Consider the following 22,199-nt stretch of genomic DNA (forward strand, 5'->3'; position numbering starts at 1 on the left):
AGCCAGGCCACGCAGATGCCTTTCGATCAGGCTCCGCTCACCACTCTCGATGCAATCCATCCCCTGGCCGCAACGCCAGACGACGATCCATCGTCTTCCAAAAGACCGATTCAGCTATCAAAGAGCGCTTCCACCCGAAGGCGGAAAAACACCCCGCATCGCTGCGAGGCAAAAAGCAAATGCCCGGAGGCACCGAAATCAGGAACCGGAGCAGTGCCAAACCCTGAAGCTTGGCATCGTCCGGTGATCCATCATGTAGCGCTTAGCGGCGCGACGTTCAAGACCTTTTTTGACTTCCCTTCGGTCGGTCCGTCCTTCGACGGATACAATGGCTGGTCTTGACCTTGACCAAGCACTGCCCCCGATTACTCGGGCTGACTTGCAGGGCCACCTTGCGGCGGAGCGGGGAAATAGCGCTTTGCGCCATGCGCCACAACCCCATGCCGAGAGATTTTTTTCAGTCCCGTGGCGCCCGCTGGTCCGGCCCGGCGATGGCCGTTGCCAGGTCCCGCAGCAGCGGCTTGCTCGGCAGCGGGTCCGGTCGCATCACCCGCGGCTCCGGCTGGACGCTGCAGGCATGGATCGCCCGGCAATCCGCCACCATCCTGCACTCCTTGAAGGCGCCAGCGTTCAGGCAGGCATGGCGAAAGGCGAGGCTAGGGTCCCGCCCCTCGCACAGGCGCCGCAGCTCACCGGGCACGGCCCACGGCCCCGAACCCGGAGGTGAAGCCCTCGTGCCGCAGCAAGGTGCGGTCCGAGCGGCTGCCGAACGGATCGCAGCGGCCAAGCCAGGGCTGGGGCCTTTGTGCAGACGGCCTCCGATGATCTCGGCCGTGCTGCGTCCCCATTCCCCTGCCGCCCGATCAGGCCAGGCGCGCCCCCCCTGCCCATGCAGCCCGGTCTAGCGATCCGTATAGCCGCCGATCACCGGCAGCACCTCGCCGGTGATGAAGCTCGACATCTGCGGCGAGGCGAGGAACAGGTAGGCGGGCGCGATCTCCTCCGGCTGGGCAGGCCGGCCCATCCGCGTGTTGCTGCCGAAGCCCTCGACCTTCTCCGGGTTCTCGGTCGGGTTCAGCGGCGTCCAGACGGGGCCGGGCGCCACCGCATTCACCCGGATGCCGCGCGCCGCCAGGGTGCCGGAGAGCGAGCGGGTGAAGATATGGATCCCGCCCTTGGTCATTGAATAGTCGACGATGGCCGAATTGCCGGCGAGCGCCGTCACCGAACCGCTGTTCACAATCGCCGAGCCCGGCGGCATATGCGGCACGCAGGCCTGGCTCATATGGAACATGCCGTAGAGGTTGGTCTTCACGGTCAGATCGAAATGCTCCTCGGTGAGGTCCTCGAAGCGGTTGCAGTGGAGCTGGAAGGCGGCGTTGTTCACCAGCACGTCGAGCCGGCCGAGCTCCTTCACCGTCCGCTCGGCGGCGGCGAAGCAGAAGGTGCGGTCGGTGATGTCGCCAGCGATGGTGACGGCGCGGCGGCCCTCGCGCTCCACCGCGGCGCGGACGACGTCGGCATCCTCCTGCTCATGCGGCAGGTGCATGATGGCGATGTCCGCCCCCTCGCGCGCGAAGAGCACGCAGATGGCCCGGCCGATGCCGCTGTCGCCCCCGGTGACGACGGCAACCCGGCCGGCGAGCTTGCCGGAGCCCTGCCAGTAGGGCGCGTCGTACATGGGCGAGAGCGTCTGGCTGGCCTCGATCCCCGGCTTCGCCATGGTCTCGCGCGCGAAGGGCGGCTCCGGATAGCGGCGGGCGCCGGCCTGCATGGCGCCCTTCATCGGCTCGGGCGGGCGCGTGCGGTCGGCCTCCCGCACCTGCTCGAGGATGCGGCGTTGCTGGGTGGCGGCGTCCTGCGGCTCGGTCATCAAGTCCCTCCCTTCTTCGGCCCGGCGCGGCGCGGAGCCGCTGCGGCATCCGGCCAGGCCCAAGCATTATCCGGCGGCCCAACCTACGGCTTATTTCCACTGGCCAAGCAGGCGCCATGATGTCGCATGGTATCGCACCCAGTCGGTCGGCTCGGCGATAGGACCACGGAAGACCCGCGAGGCAAACCGGGTTCGGCTGCCTCGCCCCTTCAAGGACGAGCCAGCCCGGGACCTTGCCCCGGCCTCATGCGACGCGGGCCAGGATGACTCCCGCGAGGCTCAGCGAGGCGCGGCCGCGCGGATGCGTGCAAGGTCCAGTCGGCCCTTCGCGCCCCAGCCGCTGGCATCCTCCGGCACATCCGGGCGGAAAGCCTCGTAGAGACGGAAGCCGATGCGGTTCAGCTCCTCCGGGGCGATCCCGCCGGCGAGCGCCTCCATCGCCGCCCGCACCTCGTCGAGATGCGGGCCGAAGGCGCGGGCCAGATAGGCCTCGACCGGCGCAGCCGGGGCGGGATGGCCGTCGCGCTCGGCCAGCACCTCGCCCTCCTTGTCCTGGGTCAGCGGGATGTCGCGGCCGAGCAGCCGCGTCACCTCCCGTGCCGGCCGTGCCGCCGCCTCGCCGGACGGATGGCCCTCGGCCAGGCCGAGCCGCCGCGCCTTGGCGCGGGCCGCGGTGCCGGCCACCACGCTGGCCAGGCTGAGCGCCGTCGCCGACGGGTGGCCGAGCCGCCGGGCCACCACGGCAGCCCAGAGGGTCAGCACGGGGGCGCGGTTCACCCGGATGGCGGTTTCCTGCATCGCGTCCTCCCAGGCCATGGCGACTGAAAGCCACAGCGGGGCACCGGTTTGCAGCGGGCCCGGCTTTGTATGAAGGCGTTAATGTTTCGCACACACACTGTGATCTGGCGAAACATCAATCACGCCTTGCCATTGCAGGTTGCATACGACATACATCTCAACCGTAGGCTATATCACGTTTTCGTTTTTCACGCATATTTGGGGAGAAAATCGGATGGTTTCCTCAATCGGAACAGTCTCCACGGATGCCGGCGGCAATCAGTACCGCGTCATCCTCTCCGATGATTTCAGTGCCGGCTACAAGTTCTCCAATTGGGGCAGCGTTTACCACGGCGGCAGCTACGGCAACGGCGCCTTCTGGTGGAATGCCAACGACGTCAAGGTCACCAGCGGCGAGATGCAGGTCAGCGCGACCCGCCAGTCGAACGGCAGCTGGAGCGCGGGCGGCTTCAACAGCAAGGCGGCCGGCGTCACCATCAAATACGGCACCGTCGAGTTCGACGCGCGCGTCGAGAAGGCGCAAGGCACCCAGGCCGCGATCCTGATGTGGCCGAAATCCGATGTCTGGCCGCGCGACGGCGAGATCGACATCCTCGAGACGCCGAAGGGCTCCGGGATGCACACCCTCCACTGGGCCGGCGCGAACAACAAGGACATCTACAGCGCGAAGCTCAGCGGCATCGATACCAGTCTGACGCACCACTACAAGATGACCTGGCTGCCGAACCTCCTCACCGTGGCGGTCGACGGCAAGGTGGTCGCCAGCTGGAACAACCCGGACCTCATCCCGGACGGCCCCATGGGCTTCGGCGCGATGAGCTACGTCGCCGCTCCCAGCGAGGCCTGGCTCGGCGGCGGGCCGACCAGCGCGACGCCGAGCAAGGTCACGACGCATATCGACAACGTGGTGATGTCGCAGTGGACCGGGACGGCACCTGCCGGCGGCACCTCAGGCGGCACGATCACGCCGGTCCCGGGCACGCCGGTCATCAAGACCATCGGCAGCGGCACGGACACGCTGGTGCTGAAGATCAGCGAGGATGCCTATAACGGCCACGCGCTGTACACCATCAGCGTCGACGGCAAGCAGATCGGCACAACGCTGACCGCCGGCGCCTCGCATGCCGCGGGCCAGGACGACATCATTACCGTCAAGGGCGACTGGGGCACGGGCACCCACAAGGTCACCGTCACCTTCCTCAACGACGCCTATGGCGGCTCCGCCAGCCTCGACCGCAACCTGCATGTCGACGGCATCACCTACAACGGCACGGCGCTCGCCAAGGGCACGGCCGATCTCGGCAGGAACGGCTCGGTCGACTTCGGCTTCACCGAGGTCGCGCCGACGCCGATCCCTGCGCCCGGCACGCCCTCGACCGGCCTGGTGAAGACGATCGGCGCCGGCAGCGACGCCATCGTCATGAAGGTCAGCCAGGACGCCTACAACGGCAACGCGCAGTACATCGTCAGCGTCGACGGCAAGCAGATCGACGGGACGCTGACGGCGAGCGCCTCGCATGCCGCCGGGGCGAGCGACACCATCACCATCAAGGGCGAGTGGGGCGCAGGCGACCACAAGCTCACGGTGAAGTTCATCAACGATGCCTCGGGCAGCGGCGGCGACCGCAACCTCTATGTCGACGACCTGGTCTACAAGGGCGCGACCTTCGCCAAGGACAGCTACGCCTTCAAGGTCAACGGGCCCAACGACTTCCGCTTCAGCGAGGCGGCCGAAGGCTTCGGCGCCACCCATATCGGCACCGCCCTGAAGGACGTCTTCGCGGTCAACAAGGGCACTGGGCATGTGGTGATCGACGGCTTCACCGCCGGCGTGGACAAGCTCGCCTTCAACGGCTTCAGCCAGTCCGGCATGCATGCGGCGTCGGCGAGCGAGAGCGGCGTCTCCGGCATGCTGGTCACCTTCGACGGCATGAGCGACTCGGTCTTCCTGGCCCATGCCACGAAGGTCGCGGCGAGCGACATGCTCTTCGCCTAGGCAACAGGCGACAGGCGGGACAGGGCGCCTCCCGGCCGGGGGCGCCCTTTTCCATGTCCGGGCCGTCCGTGCTATGCGGCGCGCCCATGACCCCAGGCCCCGCCCTCCCGAGCCTCGCCGCCGCCCGCCGCCTGGTGGTGAAGATCGGCTCCGCCCTGGTGGTGGACGAGCGGACGGCCGCGCCGCGCGAGGCCTGGCTCGCCTCCGTCGCCGCCGACATCGCCGCCCTCCGCGCGCGGGGGGCGGAGGTGGTGGTGGTCTCCTCCGGCGCCATCGCCCTCGCCCGCCGCGCCCTCGGCCTGACCCGCAAGCGCCTGAAGCTGGAGGAGAAGCAGGCGGCCGCCGCCGTCGGGCAGATCCGCCTCGCCGGCGCCTGGCAGGCAGCGCTGGCCGGCCACGGCCTCGCCGCCGCGCAGCTGCTGCTCACCCTCGAGGACAGCGAGGACCGGAGGCGCTACCTCAACGCCCGGGCGACGCTCGGGACGCTGCTGGAGCTCGGCTGCATCCCCGTCATCAACGAGAACGACACCGTTGCCACCGCGGAAATCCGCTTCGGCGACAACGACCGGCTCGCGGCCCGCGTCGCCGAGATGATCGCGGCCGACGCGCTGGTGCTGCTCTCCGACATCGACGGGCTTTATACCGCCGACCCGCGGCGGGATCCGGGGGCGGCGCACCTGCCGCTCGTCCCGCAGCTGACGGACGAGATCATGGCCATGGGTGGCGAGCCGCCGCCGGGCTATTCCTCGGGCGGCATGCGCACCAAGCTGATCGCGGCCCGCATCGCGACCGGCGCCGGCTGCGCCATGGCGATCGCCCTCGGCGCGCCCGACAACCCGCTGCAGGCTGTGCAGGAGGGCGCGCGCTGCACCTGGTTCCTCCCCGCGCCCGAGGGCCGCACCGCCCGCAAGCGCTGGATCGCGGGCTCGCTCGCCCCGCTCGGCGCGCTGGTGGTGGATGACGGCGCGGCGCGGGCGCTGGCCCGCGGCTCCTCCCTGTTGCCGGCTGGCATCCGCCGCGTCGAGGGCCAGTTCCACCGCGGCGACCCGGTCAGCGTGCGCGATGCCGGGGGGCGCGAGCTGGCCCGCGGCCTTTCCGCCTATGATGCGGAGGAGGCCGGCCGCATCGCCGGCCATCACTCCGAGGAGATCGAGGCCATCCTCGGCTGGCGTGGGCGCGACGAGGTGGTGCACCGCGACGACCTGGTCTTGCTGTAGCAGCCGGGCGGCGCTAGGCCTCTCGGCATGAACGCCCTCGCCGACGAAGCCGCCCGCCAGCTCGAAGCCGCCGCCCGCGCCGCCCGCGCCGCGGCCGCCGACCTCGCCCGCGCGCCGCGACCGGCGAAGGACCTGGCGCTGCGCGAGGCCGCCCGCGCGATCCGCGATACGGCCCCGGCCATCCTCGCCGCCAACGAGGCCGATGTGGCAGCCGCGCCCGACCTCTCGGCCGCCTTCCGCGACCGGCTGACCCTGACGCCGGCCCGGATCGAGGCCATGGCCCGCGGCCTTGAGGAGGTGGCGGTGCTGCCGGACCCCGTGGGCCGCCTGCTCGCCGAATGGACCCGGCCGAACGGCCTCGTGATGCGCCGCATCGCCCAGCCCATCGGCGTCATCGGCATGGTCTTCGAGAGCCGCCCGAATGTCGCCGCCGATGCCGCGGCGCTCTGCCTGAAATCCGGCAATGCCGTCATCCTGCGCGGCGGGCGGGAGAGCCTGCGCAGCGTCGCCGCCATCCATGCCGCCATGGCCAGGGGGTTGCGCGCCGCCGGCTTGCCGGAGGCGGCCGTGCAGGTGGCGCAGACGGCCGATCGCGGCTTCGTCGGCGCCATGCTGCGCGCCGCCGGCCTCATCGACCTCATTATCCCGCGCGGCGGCAAGGGCCTCGTCACCCGGGTGATGGAGGAGGCGCGCGTGCCCGTCCTCGCCCATGCGGAGGGGCTCTGCCACACCTACATCCACGCGGCGGCCGACCCGGTCATGGCGCGCTCCATCCTGGTGAACGCCAAGCTGCGCCGCACCGGCGTCTGCGGCGCGACCGAGACCCTGCTGATCGACGCCGCCATCGCCCCCGGCCTGCTGCCGGTGCTGGTCGCCGACCTGCGCGAGCGGGGCTGCGACTTCCGCGCCGATGCCAAGGCGCGGGCCATCTGCCCCGACCTGCCCGCGGCGACGGAGGCGGACTTCGCCACGGAATGGCTGGACTCGGTGCTCTCCGTCGCGGTGGTCGATGGCGTCGCCTCGGCGCTGGCGCATATCCGCCGCTTCGGCTCCGAGCATACCGAGGCGATCGTGACCGAGGATGCCGAGGCGGCAGCCGCATTCCTCGGCGGCCTCTCCTCGGCAGTCGGGCTCTGGAATGCCTCGACGCAATTCTGCGACGGCGGCGAGTTCGGCTTCGGCGCGGAGATCGGCATCGCCACCGGGCGGCTGCATGCCCGCGGCCCGGTCGGCTTGGAGCAGCTCTGCACCTACCGCTACCATGTGATCGGGAGCGGACAGGTCAGGCCCTGATCCCTCCCCACCGGAGGGACCATCCATGCGCTGCCTGCTTCTGCTGACCGTCGCCCTGTTGCCGGGCCTCGCCCCCCTCTTCGCGGCGCGGGCAGCCTGCCCGCCCGACCCGGCGGTGGTGGCGACCGCGGGCGCGCTGCTGGCGGGCCGGCCGGCGGAGCCCTATCCGGACCTCTCCATGGCCGATGCCGAATGCGCCCGCGCCAAGCTGGTGCCGCTGCTGGCGGCCGAGCTCGGCCGGCCGATCGGCTACAAGGCGGGCGCGACGGGGGCGGCGACGCAGCGCAATTTCGGCCTGTCCGGCCCGGTCTACGGCGTGATGTTCCAGAGCATGGTGAGCCTCCGGGACGGGGCGACGCTGCAGCTCACGCCGCAGATTGCCGGTGTCGGGGTGGAGGCGGACCTGCTCGTCCGCGTGCGTGACGAGGGCATCAACACCGCCGGCAACGACCATGTCGCCATCCTCCGGCACCTCGACCAGGTGATCCCCTATATCGAGTTGCCGCGGGTCGGGCTCGGCGGCCAGGTGAACGGGCCGCTGCTGGTCTCGGTGAACACCGCGGCCCGGCTCGGCGTCGTCGGCACGCCGATCCCGGTGCCGGCGACGGAGGAATTCGCGGCGCGCCTCGGCTCGATGACCGTCGTCTTCTCGGACGACACCAAGGAGCTGGCGCGAGCGCCGGGCAGCGCCCTGCTCGGCCATCCGCTGAACGTCATCCCGTGGCTGATCGGCGACCTCGCGCGGCAGGGGTTGACGCTGAAGGCCGGCGACATCGTCTCGCTCGGCGGCTTCGTGCCCTCGGTGCCGGCGGCGGCGGGGCGCAGCTACACCCTCCGCTACGAGGGAATGCTGGAGCAGCCGGTCTCGGTCGGCCTGCAGGTCAGGTGAGGCACGCCCACGGGGATCGGCGCCGGGCGCGCATCGGGCTGCTCGGCGGCAGCTTCAACCCGGCCCATGCCGGGCATCGGCATGTGGCGGAACGGGCGCTGCGGGCATTGCGGCTCGACCAGGTCTGGCTCCTGGTCTCGCCGGGCAACCCGCTGAAGCCGCGCCGGGGCATGGCGCCCTTCGCCGAGCGCCTGGCCTCGGCCCGGCGCATTGCCGATGGGCGGCGGATCGTCGCCACCGATCTTGAGGCGCGGCTCGGCACCCGCTACACGGTGACGACGCTCGCCCTGCTGCACCAGCGCTTCCCGCGCGCCTGCTTCGTGCTCCTGATCGGCGCTGACAACCTCTCGCAGCTACCGCGCTGGAAGGGCTGGCGGCGGCTGGCGCAGCGCACGCCGCTCGCCGTGCTGCCGCGGCCGGGCGAGACCCGGCGGGCGCTGTCCGGCCAGGCGGCGCGGGCGCTGGCGCGGCACCGCCGGCGGCCCGGCGCGTTGCTCGATGATTGCGGAACGGGCGGGCATGCAGGCTGGAGCCTGGTGCCGGCGCGGGAACATCCGGCCTCGGCGACGGCCATCCGCCGCGCCGCCGGCGCCGTGCTATAGAACGGACCACAAGGAACAGAGGAGGCGGCCATCGCGCGCACGCCACGGCCCCCCAGCGGGGGCAAGAGCACATCCACCACCCGGCCACCCCGTGCGTCCAAGCCCGCGGCGCCACGGGTCCCGGGCAAGCAGGCCCCACGCGGCGCAGCCAAGCCGGCGGCGAAGAGCCGCGCCGCGGCGCGGACCGAGGCGGCGCAGCCCCGCGGCCGTGCCAGGCCCGCGGCCGAGGCGCCCCAGCGCACCCGCCGCGGCGGCGATGAGGCGCCGGCCCGCATCCGCAAGACGGACAGCCCGGCGCCCCGCGCCCGCGGCAAGGCCGCGCCCGAGGCGCCCCAGCGCGGCCGGCGCGGTGCCGAGGAGACGCCGGCGCGCACCCGCAGGACGGAAAGCCCGGCCCCGCAAAGCCGCAGCAGGGCCGCGCCCGAGGCACCGGCGCGCAGCCGCCGTGGCGCCGAGGAAGCACCGGCCCGCGCCCGCAAATCCGACAGCCCGCCCCCCCGCAGCCGCGGCAAGGCCGCGTCCGACCAGCCCGCGCGCAGCCGCGCCAAGCCAGCGCCCGAGGCACCGACGCGCAGCCGTGCCAGGCCCACGGCCGATGCGCCCGCCCGCACCCGCCGCGCCGCGGAGGAGAAGCCCACGCGCAGCCGCCCCGGCGCCGCCGCGAAGCCCCGCGCCGCCCGGCCTGAGGCCGTCGCCGCCAGGCCGATGCGCGGCGCTTCCCGCCCGGCGGCCAAGCCTGCCGCCAGCCACCTGATCCCCGCCGCGCCCATGCCCGCGGCGAAGGTCATCCGCCGCCCGGTCGGCGTGCCGCCCAAGCCGGTGCCGCAGGAGGAGCCGAGCCCGCGCAAGCGCCAGGTCATCGCCGGGCCGGAGGCGAAGCCTGCCCGCCGCCCGCGCACCGAGGAGAACGCCCCCCCCGACCGGCTGGAGCAGATGGTCACCGCCGCCCGCACCAGCCTGGAGGACGACAAGGCCGAGGACATCCTCGTCCTCGACGTCACCGACCGCGCCAGCTTCACCGACCGGATGATCATCGCCACCGGCCTCTCGGACCGGCAGATCCAGGCCATGGCGAACCACCTGGAGGATGCACTGGAGAAGGTAGGCCTCAAGCTGCGCCGGGATGCGATCCAGGGCTCGGACGAGTGGGTGCTGATCGATTGCGGCGACATGGTCATCCACCTCTTCAAGCCCGAGGCGCGGACGACCTATGCGCTCGAGCGGATGTGGGGCCCCGACAGCCCGCAGCCCGAGGGCAGCAGCCCGCCGCCGGACGACGCGGCCGGGGCGTGAGCCGGGCGCCGCGGCTGATCGCCATCGGCCGGCTGAGGGGCGGGCCGGAGGCGGCGCTGTTCGAGCAGCACAATGCCCGGCTCCGCCCGCCCTTCGCGGTGACGGAACTGGCGGAGGCACGCGGCAGCCCGGGCGAGATCCGCCGGCGGGAGGGCGCGGCGCTGCTCGCCGCCCTGCCAGAGGGGGCCCTCGCGGTGGCGCTCGACCTCGGCGGCGAGGCGCCGGGGAGCGAGGCGCTGGCGGCGCTCGCCGCCCGCTGGGAGGCAGCGGGCAAGCCGCTCTGCTTCCTGGTTGGCGGGGCGGAGGGGCTGGACGAGGCGGTGCTGGCGCGGGCGGATCACCGCCTCTCGCTCGGCCCCATGACCTGGCCGCATTTCCTGGTGCGCGGCCTGCTCGCCGAGCAATGGTACAGGGTGCAGGCCATCCGCTCCGGCCACCCCTATCATCGGCCCTGGCGGCCTTGAGGACATGACGATGCTGGCGATTGCGGCTCTGGTCTGGATCGGCGTCCATGTCGGGCTTGCCGGCACGCGGCTGCGCGGGGCGCTCGTTGCCCGGCTCGGCGCGGGCGGCTTCCGCATCGCCTTCTCGCTCGCCTCCTTCGCCGCGATCTTCTTCCTCATCGAGGCCTGGAAGGCGGCGGAGACTACGCCGCTCTGGTTCGCGCCGGGCTGGCTGCGCTGGGTGCTGGCGTTCTTGATGCTGCCGGCCTTCATCCTCTTCGTCGCCTCGGTGGCGAAGCCCAACCCGACGGCGGTCGGCGGCGAGACGCGGCTCGGCGTCGAGGCGCGCGGCATCCAGCGCATCACCCGCCACCCGATGCTCTGGTCCTTCGCGCTCTGGGCCGCGATCCACATGATCGGCAATGGCGACACGGCCGCGCTGCTCTTCTTCGGCGCCTTCCTCGTCACCGCGCTCGCCGGCATGCCGAGCATCGACGCCAAGCTCGCGCAGCGGGCGCCCGCGGAATGGCCGAGGCTCGCCGCCACTACCTCCATCATCCCCTTCGGCGCCATCCTTGCCGGGCGGAACCGCCTGGCGCCCGGCGAGATAGGCTGGGTGCCGCCGGTGATCGGGACGCTGGCCTGGGCGGCGTTGCTGCACTTCCACCCGCGCATCTTCGGCGTCTCGCCCCTGCTGATGGGTGGCTCTTGATGGAAGAAGGCCGCATCGCCGCTCGCCCCCGGCCTCTCGGCGCCGCTGCGCCCTGGGCGCTGCCGCCCGGCCTCCACCCGCTCGGCGAGGCGCTGCTGCGCGTGCCCGCCACCCCCGGCGCCGGGCCGCTGCCGCTGATCCTCATGCTGCACGGCGCGGGCGGCGACCCGGCGCGGGCGCTCCGCCGCATCGAGCCCATCGCCGAGGCCGCGCTGGTGCTGCTGCCGAAGAGCCGCGGCACGAGCTGGGACGTGCTGGAAGGCGGCTACGGACCGGATGTGGCGCGGATCGATGCGGCACTCGCCGCCGTCTTCGCTGCCTGGCCGGTCGATCCGGCGCGGGTCGCCGCTGCGGGCTTCTCCGACGGCGCTTCCTACGCGCTCTCGCTCGCCATGATGAATGGGGCGCTCTTCACCCATGCGCTCGCCTTCTCGCCCGGCTTCGCCGCGCCGCTCCACATCGAGGGGAAGCCGCGCTGCTTCCTCAGCCATGGCACCGAGGACCGGGTGCTGAACATTGACCTCTGCAGCCGCCGCCTGGCGCCGAAGCTGCAGCGCGCCGGCTACCCGCTGACCTATCTCGAATTCGACGGCGGCCATGAGGTGCCGGAGGAGATCGCGCAGCGCGCGCTCGCCTTCCTGCGGCAGGACTGAAGGGGAGGAGAAGGAATGGCCGAGATCGCCGAGAACCTCGCAGGCAAGGTCGCCATCGTCACCGGCGCCGGCTCGCGGCCCGGGGAGGGTGTCGGCAATGGCCGCGCCACCGCCATCCTGCTCGCCCGCGCGGGCGCCCGGCTGGTGCTGGCCGATGCGACGGAGGACTGGGCGCGCGACACCCAACAGATGATCGAGGCCGAGGGCGGCGAGGGTCTCACCATCGCCGCCGATGTGACGCAGCCCGCGCAGTGCCGGGCGGTCGTAGAGGCGGCGACCGGGCGCTGGGGCCGGCTCGACGTGCTGGTGAACAATGTCGGCATCGGCGGCCCGCCCGGCACGGCGGAGACCGTCGATCCGGAGGCCTGGGCGCAGGGTCTCCTCGTCAACGTCACCTCGATGATGCTGATGGCGAAATACGCCGTGCCGGCGATGCGCGCCGCGGGCGGCGGCTCCATCGTCAATATCGGCTCGGTGGCCGGGCTGCGCGGCGGCCACCCGAACCTGCTCTACCCGACCAGCAAGGGCGCCGTGGTCAACATGACCCGCGCCATGGCGGTGCATCACGCCGCCGACGGCATCCGCGTCAACTGCATCTGCCCCGGCATGGTTTACACGCCGATGGTCCAGGCCGGCGGCATGTCGCCGGCGAAGCGCGAGGCGCGGCGCAAGCGGAGCGTGCTGCAGACTGAGGGCACGGGCTGGGATGTCGGCGCCGCAGTGGTCTTCCTCTGCGGCGGCAATGCGCGCTGGATGACCGGGGCGATCATCCCAGTCGATGCCGGGGCGACGGCCATCGCCGCCCTGCCGGAGGAGATGGTCTGACCGCTATTCGGCATCATGGAAGATGATGCCGAGCGTGTGCCGCGCCCCGCTGCGCAGCCGGCTCACGCCATGGCGCATCGTCACGCGGTAGTCGCCCCGGCTTCCGCGCATCGGCCGCTGGACCACGGCGAAGACGGCCGCCTCGCCGAGGCCGAGCGGCACGACCTCGGCCCGCGACTGCATGCGCGGCCGCTGCTCGGTGAGGACGAATTCCCCGCCCGAAAAATCCTCGCCCGGCGCCGAGAGCAGCACCACGACCTGCAACGGGAAGACATGCTCCCCATACAGATCCTGGTGCAGGCAGTTGAAGTCGCCCGGCCCGTAGCGCAGCAGCAGCGGCGTCGGCCGGGCCTGGCCGGCGGCATGGCAGCGGGCGAGGAACTCCGCATGGGTGGCCGGGTAGCGCACGGGAAGGCCCATCCGCTCGTTCCAGCGATTGGCGACCGGCGCGAGGCGCGGGTAGAGCACCTCCCGCAGCGACTGCACGGGCTCCGGCAGGGGATAGGCGAAGTAGCGGTACTCGCCTTGACCGAAGCCGTGCCGAGCCATCACCACCCGGCTGCGGAAGCGTGCCTCCTCGTCATACTGCGCCGCCAGCGCCCGGCATTCCGCCGGCGCCAGCACCGGGCCGAGGCGCGCCACGCCCGCCGCATCCAGTGCCGCCTCCGCCGCCGCCCAGTCGATCCCCTGCATCGCATCCTCCCTCGAACCGCGCTTATGGACGTGATCGCCCCACCCCGCCCCCCGCCCGTTGCGCCGGCGCGCCCCGGGAGCTAGGTCCGCACGACGCCAGAGGAGGAGCCCCCATGCCCGCACCCCGCCCCGTGATGCTCACCATCCTCGATGGCTGGGGCTGGCGCGAGGAGGAGGCGGACAATGCCGTGCGCCTGGCGAAGACGCCGGTCTTCGACGCGCTCTGGGCCGCGGGGCCGCGCGCCTTCCTCCGCACCTCGGGCCATGATGTCGGCCTGCCGGATGGGCAGATGGGCAATTCCGAGGTCGGCCACCTCAATCTCGGCGCCGGGCGGGTGGTGATGCAGGACCTGCCGCGGATCGACGCCGCGGTCGCGGATGGCTCGCTCGCCCGCCTGCCGGCGCTGACCGACCTCATCGCCAGGTTGCGGGAGAGCGGCGGCACTTGCCACCTGCTCGGCCTGCTCTCCCCGGGCGGCGTCCACAGCCACCAGGCGCATGCGGCGGCGCTGGCGAAGGTGCTCGCCGGGGCCGGCATTCCCGTCGCCCTGCACGCCTTCACGGATGGCCGCGACACCCCGCCGGAGGCCTCGCCCGGCTATCTCGCGGCACTCGAGGCGGCGACCGCTGGCCTCGCCGGCTTCCGCATGGCCACCCTCACCGGCCGCTACTTCGCCATGGACCGCGACCATCGCTGGGAGCGCGTCGGCCAGGCCTGGCGCGCCCTGGTCCTGGCCGAGGGCGAGCGCGCACCGGATGCGGCCGCCGCCATCGCCGCGGCGCATGGTAGGAAGGTCACGGACGAGTTCATCCCGGCGACCGTCATCGGCGACTATGCCGGCATGCGCGACGGCGACGGGCTGCTCTGCTTCAACTTCCGCGCCGACCGGGTGCGGGAGATCCTGGATGCCCTGCTCGACCCCAAATTCAACGGCTTCGAGCGCCCCCGCATCCCGCGCTTCGCCGCCGCGGCCGGCATGGTGGAGTACTCGACGGGGTTGAATCGCGTCCTTGGCACCCTCTTTCCGACGCAGGAGATGCACGACCTGCTGGCCGAGGTCGTCTCCCGCGCCGGGCTGCGCCAGCTCCACGCGGCGGAGACGGAGAAGTACCCACACGTCACCTTCTTCCTGAACGGCGGCCAGGAGCCGCCCTTCCCCGGAGAGGACCGCGTCATGGTCCCCTCCCCCAAGGTCGCCACCTACGACCTGCAGCCGGAGATGTCGGCGCCCGAGCTCTGCGAGAAGGTCGTCGCCGCGATCAACACGGGCACCTATGACCTCGTCGTGCTGAATTTCGCCAACCCGGACATGGTCGGCCATACCGGCAGCCTGCCGGCGGCGATCAAGGCGGTGGAGACGGTGGACGCGGCGCTTGGCCGCATCGCCGAGGCGGTGAGGGCCCAGGGCGGTGTCCTGCTCGTCACCGCCGACCACGGCAATTGCGAGCTGATGAAGGACCCGGCGACCGGCGGCCCGCACACCGCGCACACCACGAACCCGGTGCCGGTCTTCCTGGTCAACGGCCCAGCCGGCGCCGTGCTGCGCGACGGCCGCCTCGCCGATGTCGCCCCGACCCTGCTGGAGCTGATGGGCCAGCCCCAGCCGGCGGCGATGACGGGGGTCTCGCTGCTCAAGCGCTGATGGCGCCGGCGCCTGGCGCCGTGCTACCTGCGATGCCGCTTTGACGCGCATCCCAGCCCTGCTCGGCACCCTGCTCCTCGCCGTGTTGCCGGCCGCCGCCCAGCCCCTCACGCCACAGGCGGTGCAGGAGGCCCAGCGCGCTGCCCAGGCCGAGCGCGCCGCCGCCGAGGCCGCCGCCCGCGCCGCCGCCTCGGCCGCAGCCGAGGAGCGCCGCCTGGCCGAACGCCGGGTCGAGGCTGCCCGCCGCGCCCAATCCGCCGACCACCGCAAGGGCGAGGCGGAGGAGAACCTCGCCGCCGCCCGCGCCGCCGCCGAAGCTGCCCGCGCCGAGGGCCGCGCCCGGGCCGAGGCGCTGGCGCCGATGCTGCCGCTGATGCTCCGCCTCGGCCTCTGGCCGGCGGAATCCCTCCTGGCCGTGCCCGGCCCGCCGGAGGACCGGCTGCGCGGCCTGCTCGTCCTGCAGAGCCTCTCCCGCCAGCTCGCCGCCGAGGCCGGCGCCCTCCGCAGCGCCGAGGCCACGGCCGCACGCCGCGCCGCCGAGGCCACCGAGCGGGCCGCCGCCTTGCACGAGGCCGAGGCCCAGGCCCGCGCCGCCGCCGCCTCTCTCGATGCCGAGCTGAAAGCCGCCCGCGACCGCCGCGCCGGCGCCGAGGATGCCGAGGAGCAGGCCGCCCGCCGCGCCGCCGCCACCGCCGCCCGCGCCGGCAGCCTCGAAGCCGCCCTCGCCCGCCTCCGCCAGGAGCAGGCTCGCGAGGCCGCGGAGGCCCGCGCCCGCGAAGCCGCAGAAGCCCGCGAGCGCGCCGCCGCCGAGGCCCGGGACAAGGCTGCCCGCACCCGCGAGGCCGCCGAGGCCCGCAGCCGCCGCGCCGAGACCGAAATGGCCGCCGCCCGCACGCCGGACCCGCCGCCGCGAGCCTCTGGCGGCCGCGCCATGCCCGTGCTCGGCCGCGTCACCCGCGAATTCGGCGCCGCCGGCGAGGGCGGCCCGGCGCGCGGCCTCACCCTCCAGGCTGCCGCCGGCGCCCGCGTCGTTAGCCCTTGCGGCGGGCGTGCCGTCTTCGCCGCGCCCTTCCGCAGTTTTGGCCAGTTGTTGATTGTCGATTGCGGCGATGGGTACCATGTCGTGCTGGCGGGGCTCGACCGGCTGGACGCCACGCCGGGCCAGCGGCTTCTGGCTGGCGAGCCCGTCGGGCAGCTCGGCGCGGCGGCGCTCTACCTGGAGCTCCGGCGCCATGGCCAGCCGGTCGATCCGCGCGGCTGGTTCTCGGGTTAAGGCCGGAGATACCTGACGTTACGGATACTGGCCCTGCCATGCGGCCGGGCTTCGCGTTAACATGCCGGATCGTGGCCTCCCGGGGCCGCGCCGGAACAGGGATACGGGTGCCGCATGAAGGGCAGGGTTCGGACGGTGACGACGGTCGGCGCGGCATTCGCCGCCGGCATCATTCTCGGCCCCATGGTCACCTCCCCCATGGTCAAGGCCTGGGCGCAGGAAGGCGGCCGGGCCGAGACCTATCGCCTGCTGAACCTCTTCGGCGATGTCTTCGAACGGGTCCGCGCCGAATATGTCGAGCCGATCAACGACCGCGACGCGGTCGAGAACGCCATCAACGGCATGCTGACGGGGCTCGACCCGCACAGCTCCTACCTGAACCAGCGCTCCTACCGCGACATGCAGGTGCAGACCCGCGGCGAGTTCGGCGGGCTCGGGATCGAGGTCACCCAGGAGAATGGCTACATCAAGGTCATCTCCCCGATCGACGAGACGCCGGCCGCCCGCGCCGGCGTCAAGGCGGGCGACCTCATCACCCATCTCAACGGCAATTCCGTCCAGGGCCTGACCTTGCAGGAAGCCGTGGAGCAGATGCGCGGCGAGCGCGGCACGGCCATCAAGATCACCATCCGCCGCGAGGGCGCCGACCGGCCGATCGAGCTCTCCCTGACGCGGGAGGTCATCCGCCCGCAGGTGGTGCGCTTCCGCATCGAGGGCAACGACGTCGCCTATGTGCGGCTCACCTCCTTCAACGAGCAGACGGATGTGGGCCTGCGCCGCGCCATCCAGGCCATGCGCCAGCAGGCCGGCAACAGCCTGAAGGGCATCGTGCTCGACCTTCGCAACAACCCGGGTGGGCTGCTCGACCAGGCGGTGCAGGTCTCGGACGACTTCCTGGAGCAGGGCGAGATCGTCTCGACACGCGCCCGCCGGCCGGAGGATGCGCAGCGCTGGAACGCCAAGGGCGGCGACATCGCCGGCGGCCTGCCGGTCGTCGTGCTGATCAATGGCGGCAGCGCCTCGGCCAGCGAGATCGTCGCCGGCGCGCTGCAGGACCACCGCCGCGCCATCGTCCTCGGCACCAAGTCCTTCGGCAAGGGCAGCGTGCAGACCGTGATGCCGATCCCCGGCCAGGGCGCCATCCGCCTGACCACGGCGCGCTACTACACGCCCTCCGGCCGGTCCATCCAGGGCACCGGCATCGAGCCCGATATCGAGGTGCTGGCCCAGCGCCAGGAGGCGACGGCCAACATTCCGCGCGAGCGCGAGGCCGATCTGCGCCGGGCGCTGCGCAACGAGGGCGGCGTGCAGCAGCCCGCCGGCGCCTCCATCCCGCCGCTGCAGCTGCCGAACGGCATCGCCGAGAAGGTGACGCGCCTGCCGCCCGAGGGCACGCCCTCCTTCGACCCGACCAAGCCGGAGACCGACTTCCAGCTCCAGCAGGCGACGCAGCTCCTGCGCAACCTCGCAGCGGTGCAGAGCCCGGGCCGGCGCGCCGCGCGCTGATCCTGCTCCTATGGCGCGCCTGTCTGCCGGCTGGCGGGCCCTGATGCTCTCCTGGGCCGTGCTGCTGCTGCTCATCGGCGGCGGCACCGCGGTCCTCGCCTGGCTGGGCCCCTTGCCCGCCCCGGTGGCCGAGGCAACGCCCGGCCCCGTGCCCGCCCGGGCCGAGCCCCCCGCCGCGCGCGAGCCGCCCCCCCCGCTGATGGAGGCCGCCAGCCGCCCCGGCCAGCCGCCCGACCGCCCCGTCCCGACCGGCGAGGAGGTGCTGCAGGATCCCGGCCCCCATGGCCCGATGCCCCGCATCGGCCCCGATGGCCGCACCCCGATCCGCGCCTTCGGCCGCCCCTTCGACCGCCAGGATAGCCGCCCGCGCATCGGCCTCGTCCTCGGCGGGCTCGGCATGAATGCCGCCATGACCGAGGAGGCGATCCGCCGCCTCCCCGGCCCCGTCACCCTCGCCTTCAGCCCCTATGCGCCGCAGCCCGGGCGGCTGCTGGACCAGGCTCGTGCCCGGGGGATGGAGATCCTCCTCGCCCTGCCGCTGGAGCCCACCGGCTATCCGCTCGACAACCCCGGCAACCGCGCCCTGCTGACCAGCCTGCCCGCGGCGGAGAACGAGGACCGCCTGGCCTGGCTGCTCTCCCGCTTCACCGGCTATGTCGGGGCGATCGGCGCGCTCGGGCCCATGCGGGGCGAGCGCTTCGCCGCCATGCTCGCCCCCTATGGCGACCTGCAGGCCCGGCTCGCCAGCCGCGGGCTGCTCTATGTCGATCCCCGTCCCGGCGCCCCGGCGCCGGACCGCGTCTGGGGCCGGACCGTCGACCTGGTGCTGGACGAGCCGGCGACGCGCGGCGAGATCGAGCGGAAGCTCGGCCAGCTCGAGGCCCTGGCGCGGGAGCGCGGCGCCGCCCTCGGCTATGCCGGCGAGGCCTCGCCGGTGCTGATCGACCGCCTCGCCGCCTGGACCGGCACGGTGGAGGCCAGCGGCCTTGTCCTCGCCCCCGTCACCGCGCTGATCCAGCGCCCCGCCGCCCGCTGAAGGAACCCCGCATGGACCTGCCTTACCGCGACAATGTCGGCGCGGTGCTGTTCAACCGCGCCGGCCTCGTCCTCGTCGCCCGCCGGGCCGACCTCCCGAATGCCGAGGGCACGCCGGGCGGCTGGCAGCTGCCCCAGGGCGGCATGGATCCGGGTGAGGACCCCGCCGTCGCCGTCTTCCGCGAGATGGAGGAGGAGATCGGCACCCGCCGCGCCGAGATCCTCGCCGAGCATCCGGACTGGCTGAGCTACGACCTGCCGCCGCACCTGCTCGGCCGCGCGCTCGGTGGCAAGTATCGCGGCCAGCGGCAGAAGTGGTTCGCACTGCGCTTCCTCGGCGAGGACAGCGAGATCCGCCTCGACCTCGACCCGCATCCGGAGTTCGACGCCTGGCGCTGGGCGCCGCTCGCCGAGCTGCCGGCGCTGGCCGTTTCGTTCAAGCGCGGAATCTATGATATCATCGCCCGCGACTTCGCCCGCTTCGCCGGGTGAGGCGGGAGGGGAAGCGGCATGACGGGTTGGATCGTCCTCGGCGTCGTCGTCATCCTGCTGCTCTGGCTGGTCGTCACCTACAACCGGCTGGTGGCGCTGCGGCAGACCACGGGCCAGGCCTGGTCCGATGTCGATGTGCAGCTGAAGCAGCGGCACGACCTCATCCCCAACCTGGTCGAGACGGTGAAGGGCTATGCCTCGCATGAGCGCGGCACGCTGGAAGGCGTGGTGCAGGCCCGCAACGCCGCCATCGGCGCCCGCGGTCCGGAGCAGACCGCCGCCGCCGAGGGCGCGCTCGGCGCCGCGCTCGGCCGGCTGATGGCGCTGTCCGAGGCCTATCCCGACCTCAAGGCCAACCAGAACTTCCTCCAGCTCCAATCCGAGCTCGGCGATGTCGAGAACAAGATCGCCGCCGCCCGGCGCTTCTTCAACAACGCCACCGCCGAGTACAACAGCGCCATCCAACAGATCCCGGCCGTGCTCTTCTCCGGCGCGCTCGGCTTCCTGCCGCGCGGCTTCTTCGAGCTGCCGGAGGCGGAGCGCGCCGCCATCGCCGCGCCGCCGCAGGTGAAGTTCTAGCGCCTGCCATGCGCGCCTTCGGGCTGAAGACCTGGATCTGGAACAACGGCTGGAAGACCGGCCTGCTGCTGGCCGGCTTCCCCGTCCTGCTCGCGCTGATCTGCTTCGCCTTCGGCCTGCTGATCGTGGCCGACGAGGCGCGGAGCTTCCGCGCGGGGCTGCACGACGCCGCCCGCATCATCCCCGCCGTGCTGCCCGTGGTGCTGGCGGTGACGGCGGCCTGGTTCGCCATCGCCTGGTTCTGGAACCAGCGCATCCTCGACCTGCTGACCGGCGCCCATCCGGTGACGCGGAAGGAGGAGCCGCGGCTGTGGAACGCCGTCGAGACGCTCTGCATCAGCCGCGGCCTCGGCATGCCGCGGCTGGCGGTGATCGAGCAGCCGGCGCGCAACGCCTTCGCCTCCGGCCTCTCGCGCCAGACCGGCGCCGTCACCGTCACGCGCGGCCTGCTCGACGCGCTCGACGACCGCGAGCTCGCCGCCGTCCTGGCGCATGAGCTGACCCATATCCGCAACGGCGATGCGCGGCTCGCCGTGGTGGCGGCGGTCTTCGCCGGCGTCATCTCCCTGCCGGGCGAGCTGATAGTCCGCGCCGGCCAGGGCTTCGGCCGGCAGGGCACCGCGACCGCGACGGGCCGCAACCGCTCCTCGTCCTCGTCCTCGAAGAGCGACGGCAAGGGCGGCGGCGCTGCGATCCTGCTGGTGCTGCTGGCCCTCGCCATCATGCTGCTGACCTGGGCGCTGGCGCTGGCGCTGCGCTTCGCCCTCTCGCGCAACCGCGAATTCCTCGCCGATGCCGGGGCGGTGGAGCTGACCCAGGACCCGGATGCGCTGATCTCGGCGCTGCGCAAGGTCGCCGCCCAGTCGGAGCTGCCGCGCCTGCCCGCCCAGGTGCAGGCGATGCTGCTCGCCAGCCCGGGCGAAACGTTGGGGCGGAAGTGGCTGGCGACCCATCCGCCGCTCGAGGAGCGGGTCGGCGCGCTGATCCGCTATGCCGGCGGCCGCGACCCCGGCCCCGTCTCCGTGCTGGAGGCGGCGCCGGCCCCGGCCGGGGCGACGATGCCCGCGGCGGCGCCCATCCCCGGCTCGCCCTGGTGGCGGCAGAGCTAGGGCGGCATCCATCCGCCCTGGCTCGCGGACCCGCTCCGGCCTGTCGTTCGATCGGCCGATTTTGCCCATCCAGGTTTGCTCTCGCTTGCGCAGGCCCGCCGCGCCTGCGCATGGTGCGGCCGCATGCGATTCCTCCATACCGCCGACTGGCATCTCGGCCGCAGCCTCGGCGGGCACTCGCTTCATGAGGACCAGGCCCATCTGCTGGCCGAGCAGCTGCCGGCGATCGTGCGCGACACCGCGCCGGATGCCGTGCTGCTCGCGGGCGATGTCTTCGACCGTGCCGTCCCGCCCGCCGAATCGGTGCGGCTGCTGGACGAGGTGCTGAGCGCGCTCGTCCTCGGCCTCGGCGTCCCGGTCGTCATCATCCCCGGCAACCATGACGAGGCACGGCGCGTCGGCTTCGGCGCCCGGCTGCTGGCCGCGGCGCGGCTGCATATCGTGCAGACGCCCTGCGGCGAGGCGATCCCGCTCGCCGACCGCGAAGGCCGCCGCACCACGGTCGTCGCCTGCGGCTATGCGACGCCGCTGGCGCTGGCCCGCGAGCCGAGCCTCGCCGAGGCGCGCTTCGCCGACCATGACGGCGCCTTCGCCGCCCTCGCGCCGCTGCTGCACACGCTCTGCCCCGCCGAGGGGCCGCGCGTGCTCGTCGCCCATGCCTTCGTCGCCGGCGGCGCCGAGAGCCCCTTAAGCGAGCGCGCCCTCTCGGTCGGCGGGACGGGCGCCATCGATGCGGCGCGCTTCGCCGGCTTCGACTACGTCGCCCTCGGCCACCTGCACCGGCCGCAGAGCCTGCACGGCGGCCGGCTGCGCTACAGCGGCTCGCTCTTCCCCTACTCGGTGGAGGAGGCGGACCATGCCAAGTCGGTGACGCTGGTGGAGCTCGCCGCCTGCGGCACGCCGCGCATCGAGGAGATCCCGCTCACCGCGCGCCGCGGCCTCCGCGTGCTGACCGGGCGCTTCGCGGCGCTGCGCGAGGCGGAGGGGCCGGCGCGCGAGGACTACGTCGCCCTGGTCCTCACCGACCCGGCGCCGGTGCCGGAGGCGCAGCGGCGGCTCGCCGAGGTCTTCCCGCGCATCGTCAGCCTCCGCTATGCGGCGGAGCGCGCCGGCGGCGGCGGCAATGCCGGGGCCGGCGCCGCGGCGCGGGTCGCCCGCCCGCTCGACCTCTTCGGCCGCTTCCATGCCGAGCTGCGCGGCGCCCCGCTGCCGGAGGAGGCCCGGCCGGTGCTGGTCGCCGCCATCGAGGCCGCCGAGGCCGCGCAGCACTAGGCC

General features: G+C 73.1%; 23 protein-coding genes. 19 read left to right on the forward strand and 4 right to left on the reverse strand.

Features of this window, described 5'->3' with window-relative positions:
• Positions 1 to 342, forward strand: a 342-nt coding sequence (locus tag AC5JJ1_RS09760; protein WP_495784927.1) for a hypothetical protein, incomplete at its 5' end; no start/stop codon positions are given.
• 115 nt (positions 343 to 457) lie between these two features.
• Here the strand turns inward: AC5JJ1_RS09760 and AC5JJ1_RS09765 are convergent.
• The 3 genes from AC5JJ1_RS09765 to AC5JJ1_RS09775 form a co-directional block, all read right to left on the reverse strand.
• Positions 458 to 604 carry a hypothetical protein gene (locus tag AC5JJ1_RS09765; RefSeq protein ID WP_495784928.1) on the reverse strand — a complete coding sequence of 49 codons (147 nt, stop codon included), beginning with the start codon at positions 602 to 604 and terminating at the stop codon, positions 458 to 460.
• Between the two features lie 297 nt (positions 605 to 901).
• Entirely contained in the window at positions 902 to 1,873 is a 972-nt protein-coding gene (locus tag AC5JJ1_RS09770) for an SDR family oxidoreductase (protein WP_495784929.1), read from the reverse strand.
• A gap of 279 nt (positions 1,874 to 2,152) precedes the next feature.
• Positions 2,153 to 2,671, reverse strand: a complete 519-nt coding sequence (locus AC5JJ1_RS09775) for a hypothetical protein (RefSeq protein WP_495784930.1) — start codon at positions 2,669 to 2,671, stop codon at positions 2,153 to 2,155.
• Between the two features lie 214 nt (positions 2,672 to 2,885).
• Here AC5JJ1_RS09775 and AC5JJ1_RS09780 point away from each other — a divergent pair, with 214 nt between their 5' ends.
• From AC5JJ1_RS09780 to AC5JJ1_RS09825, 10 genes are all read left to right on the forward strand, one after another.
• Positions 2,886 to 4,667 (forward strand): carbohydrate-binding domain-containing protein, encoded by a 1,782-nt coding sequence (locus AC5JJ1_RS09780; RefSeq protein WP_495784931.1) that lies wholly within the window; start codon positions 2,886 to 2,888, stop codon positions 4,665 to 4,667.
• An 86-nt stretch (positions 4,668 to 4,753) separates the two neighbouring features.
• The gene (gene proB, locus AC5JJ1_RS09785) at positions 4,754 to 5,884 is read left to right on the forward strand and encodes a glutamate 5-kinase (protein WP_495784932.1); all 1,131 of its coding nucleotides are present in this window, start codon (positions 4,754 to 4,756) and stop codon (positions 5,882 to 5,884) included.
• A 27-nt stretch (positions 5,885 to 5,911) separates the two neighbouring features.
• Complete coding sequence (locus tag AC5JJ1_RS09790) at positions 5,912 to 7,177, forward strand: glutamate-5-semialdehyde dehydrogenase (protein ID WP_495784933.1); 1,266 nt, start codon at positions 5,912 to 5,914, stop codon at positions 7,175 to 7,177.
• 25 nt (positions 7,178 to 7,202) lie between these two features.
• Entirely contained in the window at positions 7,203 to 8,066 is an 864-nt protein-coding gene (locus AC5JJ1_RS09795) for a 2-keto-4-pentenoate hydratase (protein ID WP_495784934.1), read from the forward strand.
• Positions 8,063 to 8,668: a nicotinate-nucleotide adenylyltransferase gene (locus AC5JJ1_RS09800; RefSeq protein ID WP_495784935.1), complete on the forward strand. Its 606-nt coding sequence runs from the start codon at positions 8,063 to 8,065 to the stop codon at positions 8,666 to 8,668. Before AC5JJ1_RS09795 ends, AC5JJ1_RS09800 begins: the two co-directional genes overlap by 4 nt.
• A gap of 705 nt (positions 8,669 to 9,373) precedes the next feature.
• Complete coding sequence (gene rsfS / locus AC5JJ1_RS09805) at positions 9,374 to 9,961, forward strand: ribosome silencing factor (protein ID WP_495784936.1); 588 nt, start codon at positions 9,374 to 9,376, stop codon at positions 9,959 to 9,961.
• On the forward strand, positions 9,958 to 10,425 hold the full coding sequence (locus tag AC5JJ1_RS09810; RefSeq protein WP_495784937.1) for a 23S rRNA (pseudouridine(1915)-N(3))-methyltransferase RlmH: 468 nt from the start codon (positions 9,958 to 9,960) through the stop codon (positions 10,423 to 10,425). Before rsfS ends, AC5JJ1_RS09810 begins: the two co-directional genes overlap by 4 nt.
• Positions 10,426 to 10,435: 10 nt before the next feature.
• Positions 10,436 to 11,116 (forward strand): NnrU family protein, encoded by a 681-nt coding sequence (locus AC5JJ1_RS09815; RefSeq protein ID WP_495784938.1) that lies wholly within the window; start codon positions 10,436 to 10,438, stop codon positions 11,114 to 11,116.
• Positions 11,116 to 11,769: an alpha/beta hydrolase gene (locus AC5JJ1_RS09820; RefSeq protein WP_495784939.1), complete on the forward strand. Its 654-nt coding sequence runs from the start codon at positions 11,116 to 11,118 to the stop codon at positions 11,767 to 11,769. The genes AC5JJ1_RS09815 and AC5JJ1_RS09820 overlap by 1 nt, the downstream gene beginning before the upstream one ends.
• Positions 11,770 to 11,784: 15 nt before the next feature.
• On the forward strand, positions 11,785 to 12,594 hold the full coding sequence (locus AC5JJ1_RS09825) for an SDR family NAD(P)-dependent oxidoreductase (protein ID WP_495784940.1): 810 nt from the start codon (positions 11,785 to 11,787) through the stop codon (positions 12,592 to 12,594).
• A gap of 3 nt (positions 12,595 to 12,597) precedes the next feature.
• On the opposite strand, the gene AC5JJ1_RS09830 is transcribed toward AC5JJ1_RS09825, so the two are convergent.
• Positions 12,598 to 13,287, reverse strand: a complete 690-nt coding sequence (locus AC5JJ1_RS09830; RefSeq protein WP_495784941.1) for a 2OG-Fe(II) oxygenase — start codon at positions 13,285 to 13,287, stop codon at positions 12,598 to 12,600.
• 113 nt (positions 13,288 to 13,400) lie between these two features.
• On the opposite strand from AC5JJ1_RS09830, the gene gpmI reads away from it, so the two are divergent.
• From gpmI to AC5JJ1_RS09870, 8 genes are all read left to right on the forward strand, one after another.
• Positions 13,401 to 14,930: a 2,3-bisphosphoglycerate-independent phosphoglycerate mutase gene (gpmI, locus tag AC5JJ1_RS09835; RefSeq protein WP_495784942.1), complete on the forward strand. Its 1,530-nt coding sequence runs from the start codon at positions 13,401 to 13,403 to the stop codon at positions 14,928 to 14,930.
• Between the two features lie 40 nt (positions 14,931 to 14,970).
• Positions 14,971 to 16,203 (forward strand): murein hydrolase activator EnvC family protein, encoded by a 1,233-nt coding sequence (locus AC5JJ1_RS09840; RefSeq protein WP_495784943.1) that lies wholly within the window; start codon positions 14,971 to 14,973, stop codon positions 16,201 to 16,203.
• 114 nt (positions 16,204 to 16,317) lie between these two features.
• Complete coding sequence (locus tag AC5JJ1_RS09845; RefSeq protein ID WP_495784944.1) at positions 16,318 to 17,709, forward strand: S41 family peptidase; 1,392 nt, start codon at positions 16,318 to 16,320, stop codon at positions 17,707 to 17,709.
• Positions 17,710 to 17,719: 10 nt separating this feature from the next.
• Positions 17,720 to 18,745 (forward strand): divergent polysaccharide deacetylase family protein, encoded by a 1,026-nt coding sequence (locus AC5JJ1_RS09850; RefSeq protein ID WP_495784945.1) that lies wholly within the window; start codon positions 17,720 to 17,722, stop codon positions 18,743 to 18,745.
• An 11-nt stretch (positions 18,746 to 18,756) separates the two neighbouring features.
• Positions 18,757 to 19,236, forward strand: coding sequence for an RNA pyrophosphohydrolase (locus AC5JJ1_RS09855; protein ID WP_495784946.1), 480 nt, complete (start codon positions 18,757 to 18,759; stop codon positions 19,234 to 19,236).
• Positions 19,237 to 19,254: 18 nt separating this feature from the next.
• Positions 19,255 to 19,815: a LemA family protein gene (locus AC5JJ1_RS09860; RefSeq protein ID WP_495784947.1), complete on the forward strand. Its 561-nt coding sequence runs from the start codon at positions 19,255 to 19,257 to the stop codon at positions 19,813 to 19,815.
• An 8-nt stretch (positions 19,816 to 19,823) separates the two neighbouring features.
• Complete coding sequence (locus AC5JJ1_RS09865; RefSeq protein WP_495784948.1) at positions 19,824 to 20,924, forward strand: M48 family metalloprotease; 1,101 nt, start codon at positions 19,824 to 19,826, stop codon at positions 20,922 to 20,924.
• A 123-nt stretch (positions 20,925 to 21,047) separates the two neighbouring features.
• Entirely contained in the window at positions 21,048 to 22,196 is a 1,149-nt protein-coding gene (locus AC5JJ1_RS09870; protein ID WP_495784949.1) for an exonuclease SbcCD subunit D, read from the forward strand.
• The last annotated feature ends 3 nt before the right edge of the window (positions 22,197 to 22,199 follow it).

This window comes from Belnapia sp. (assembly GCF_059504005.1).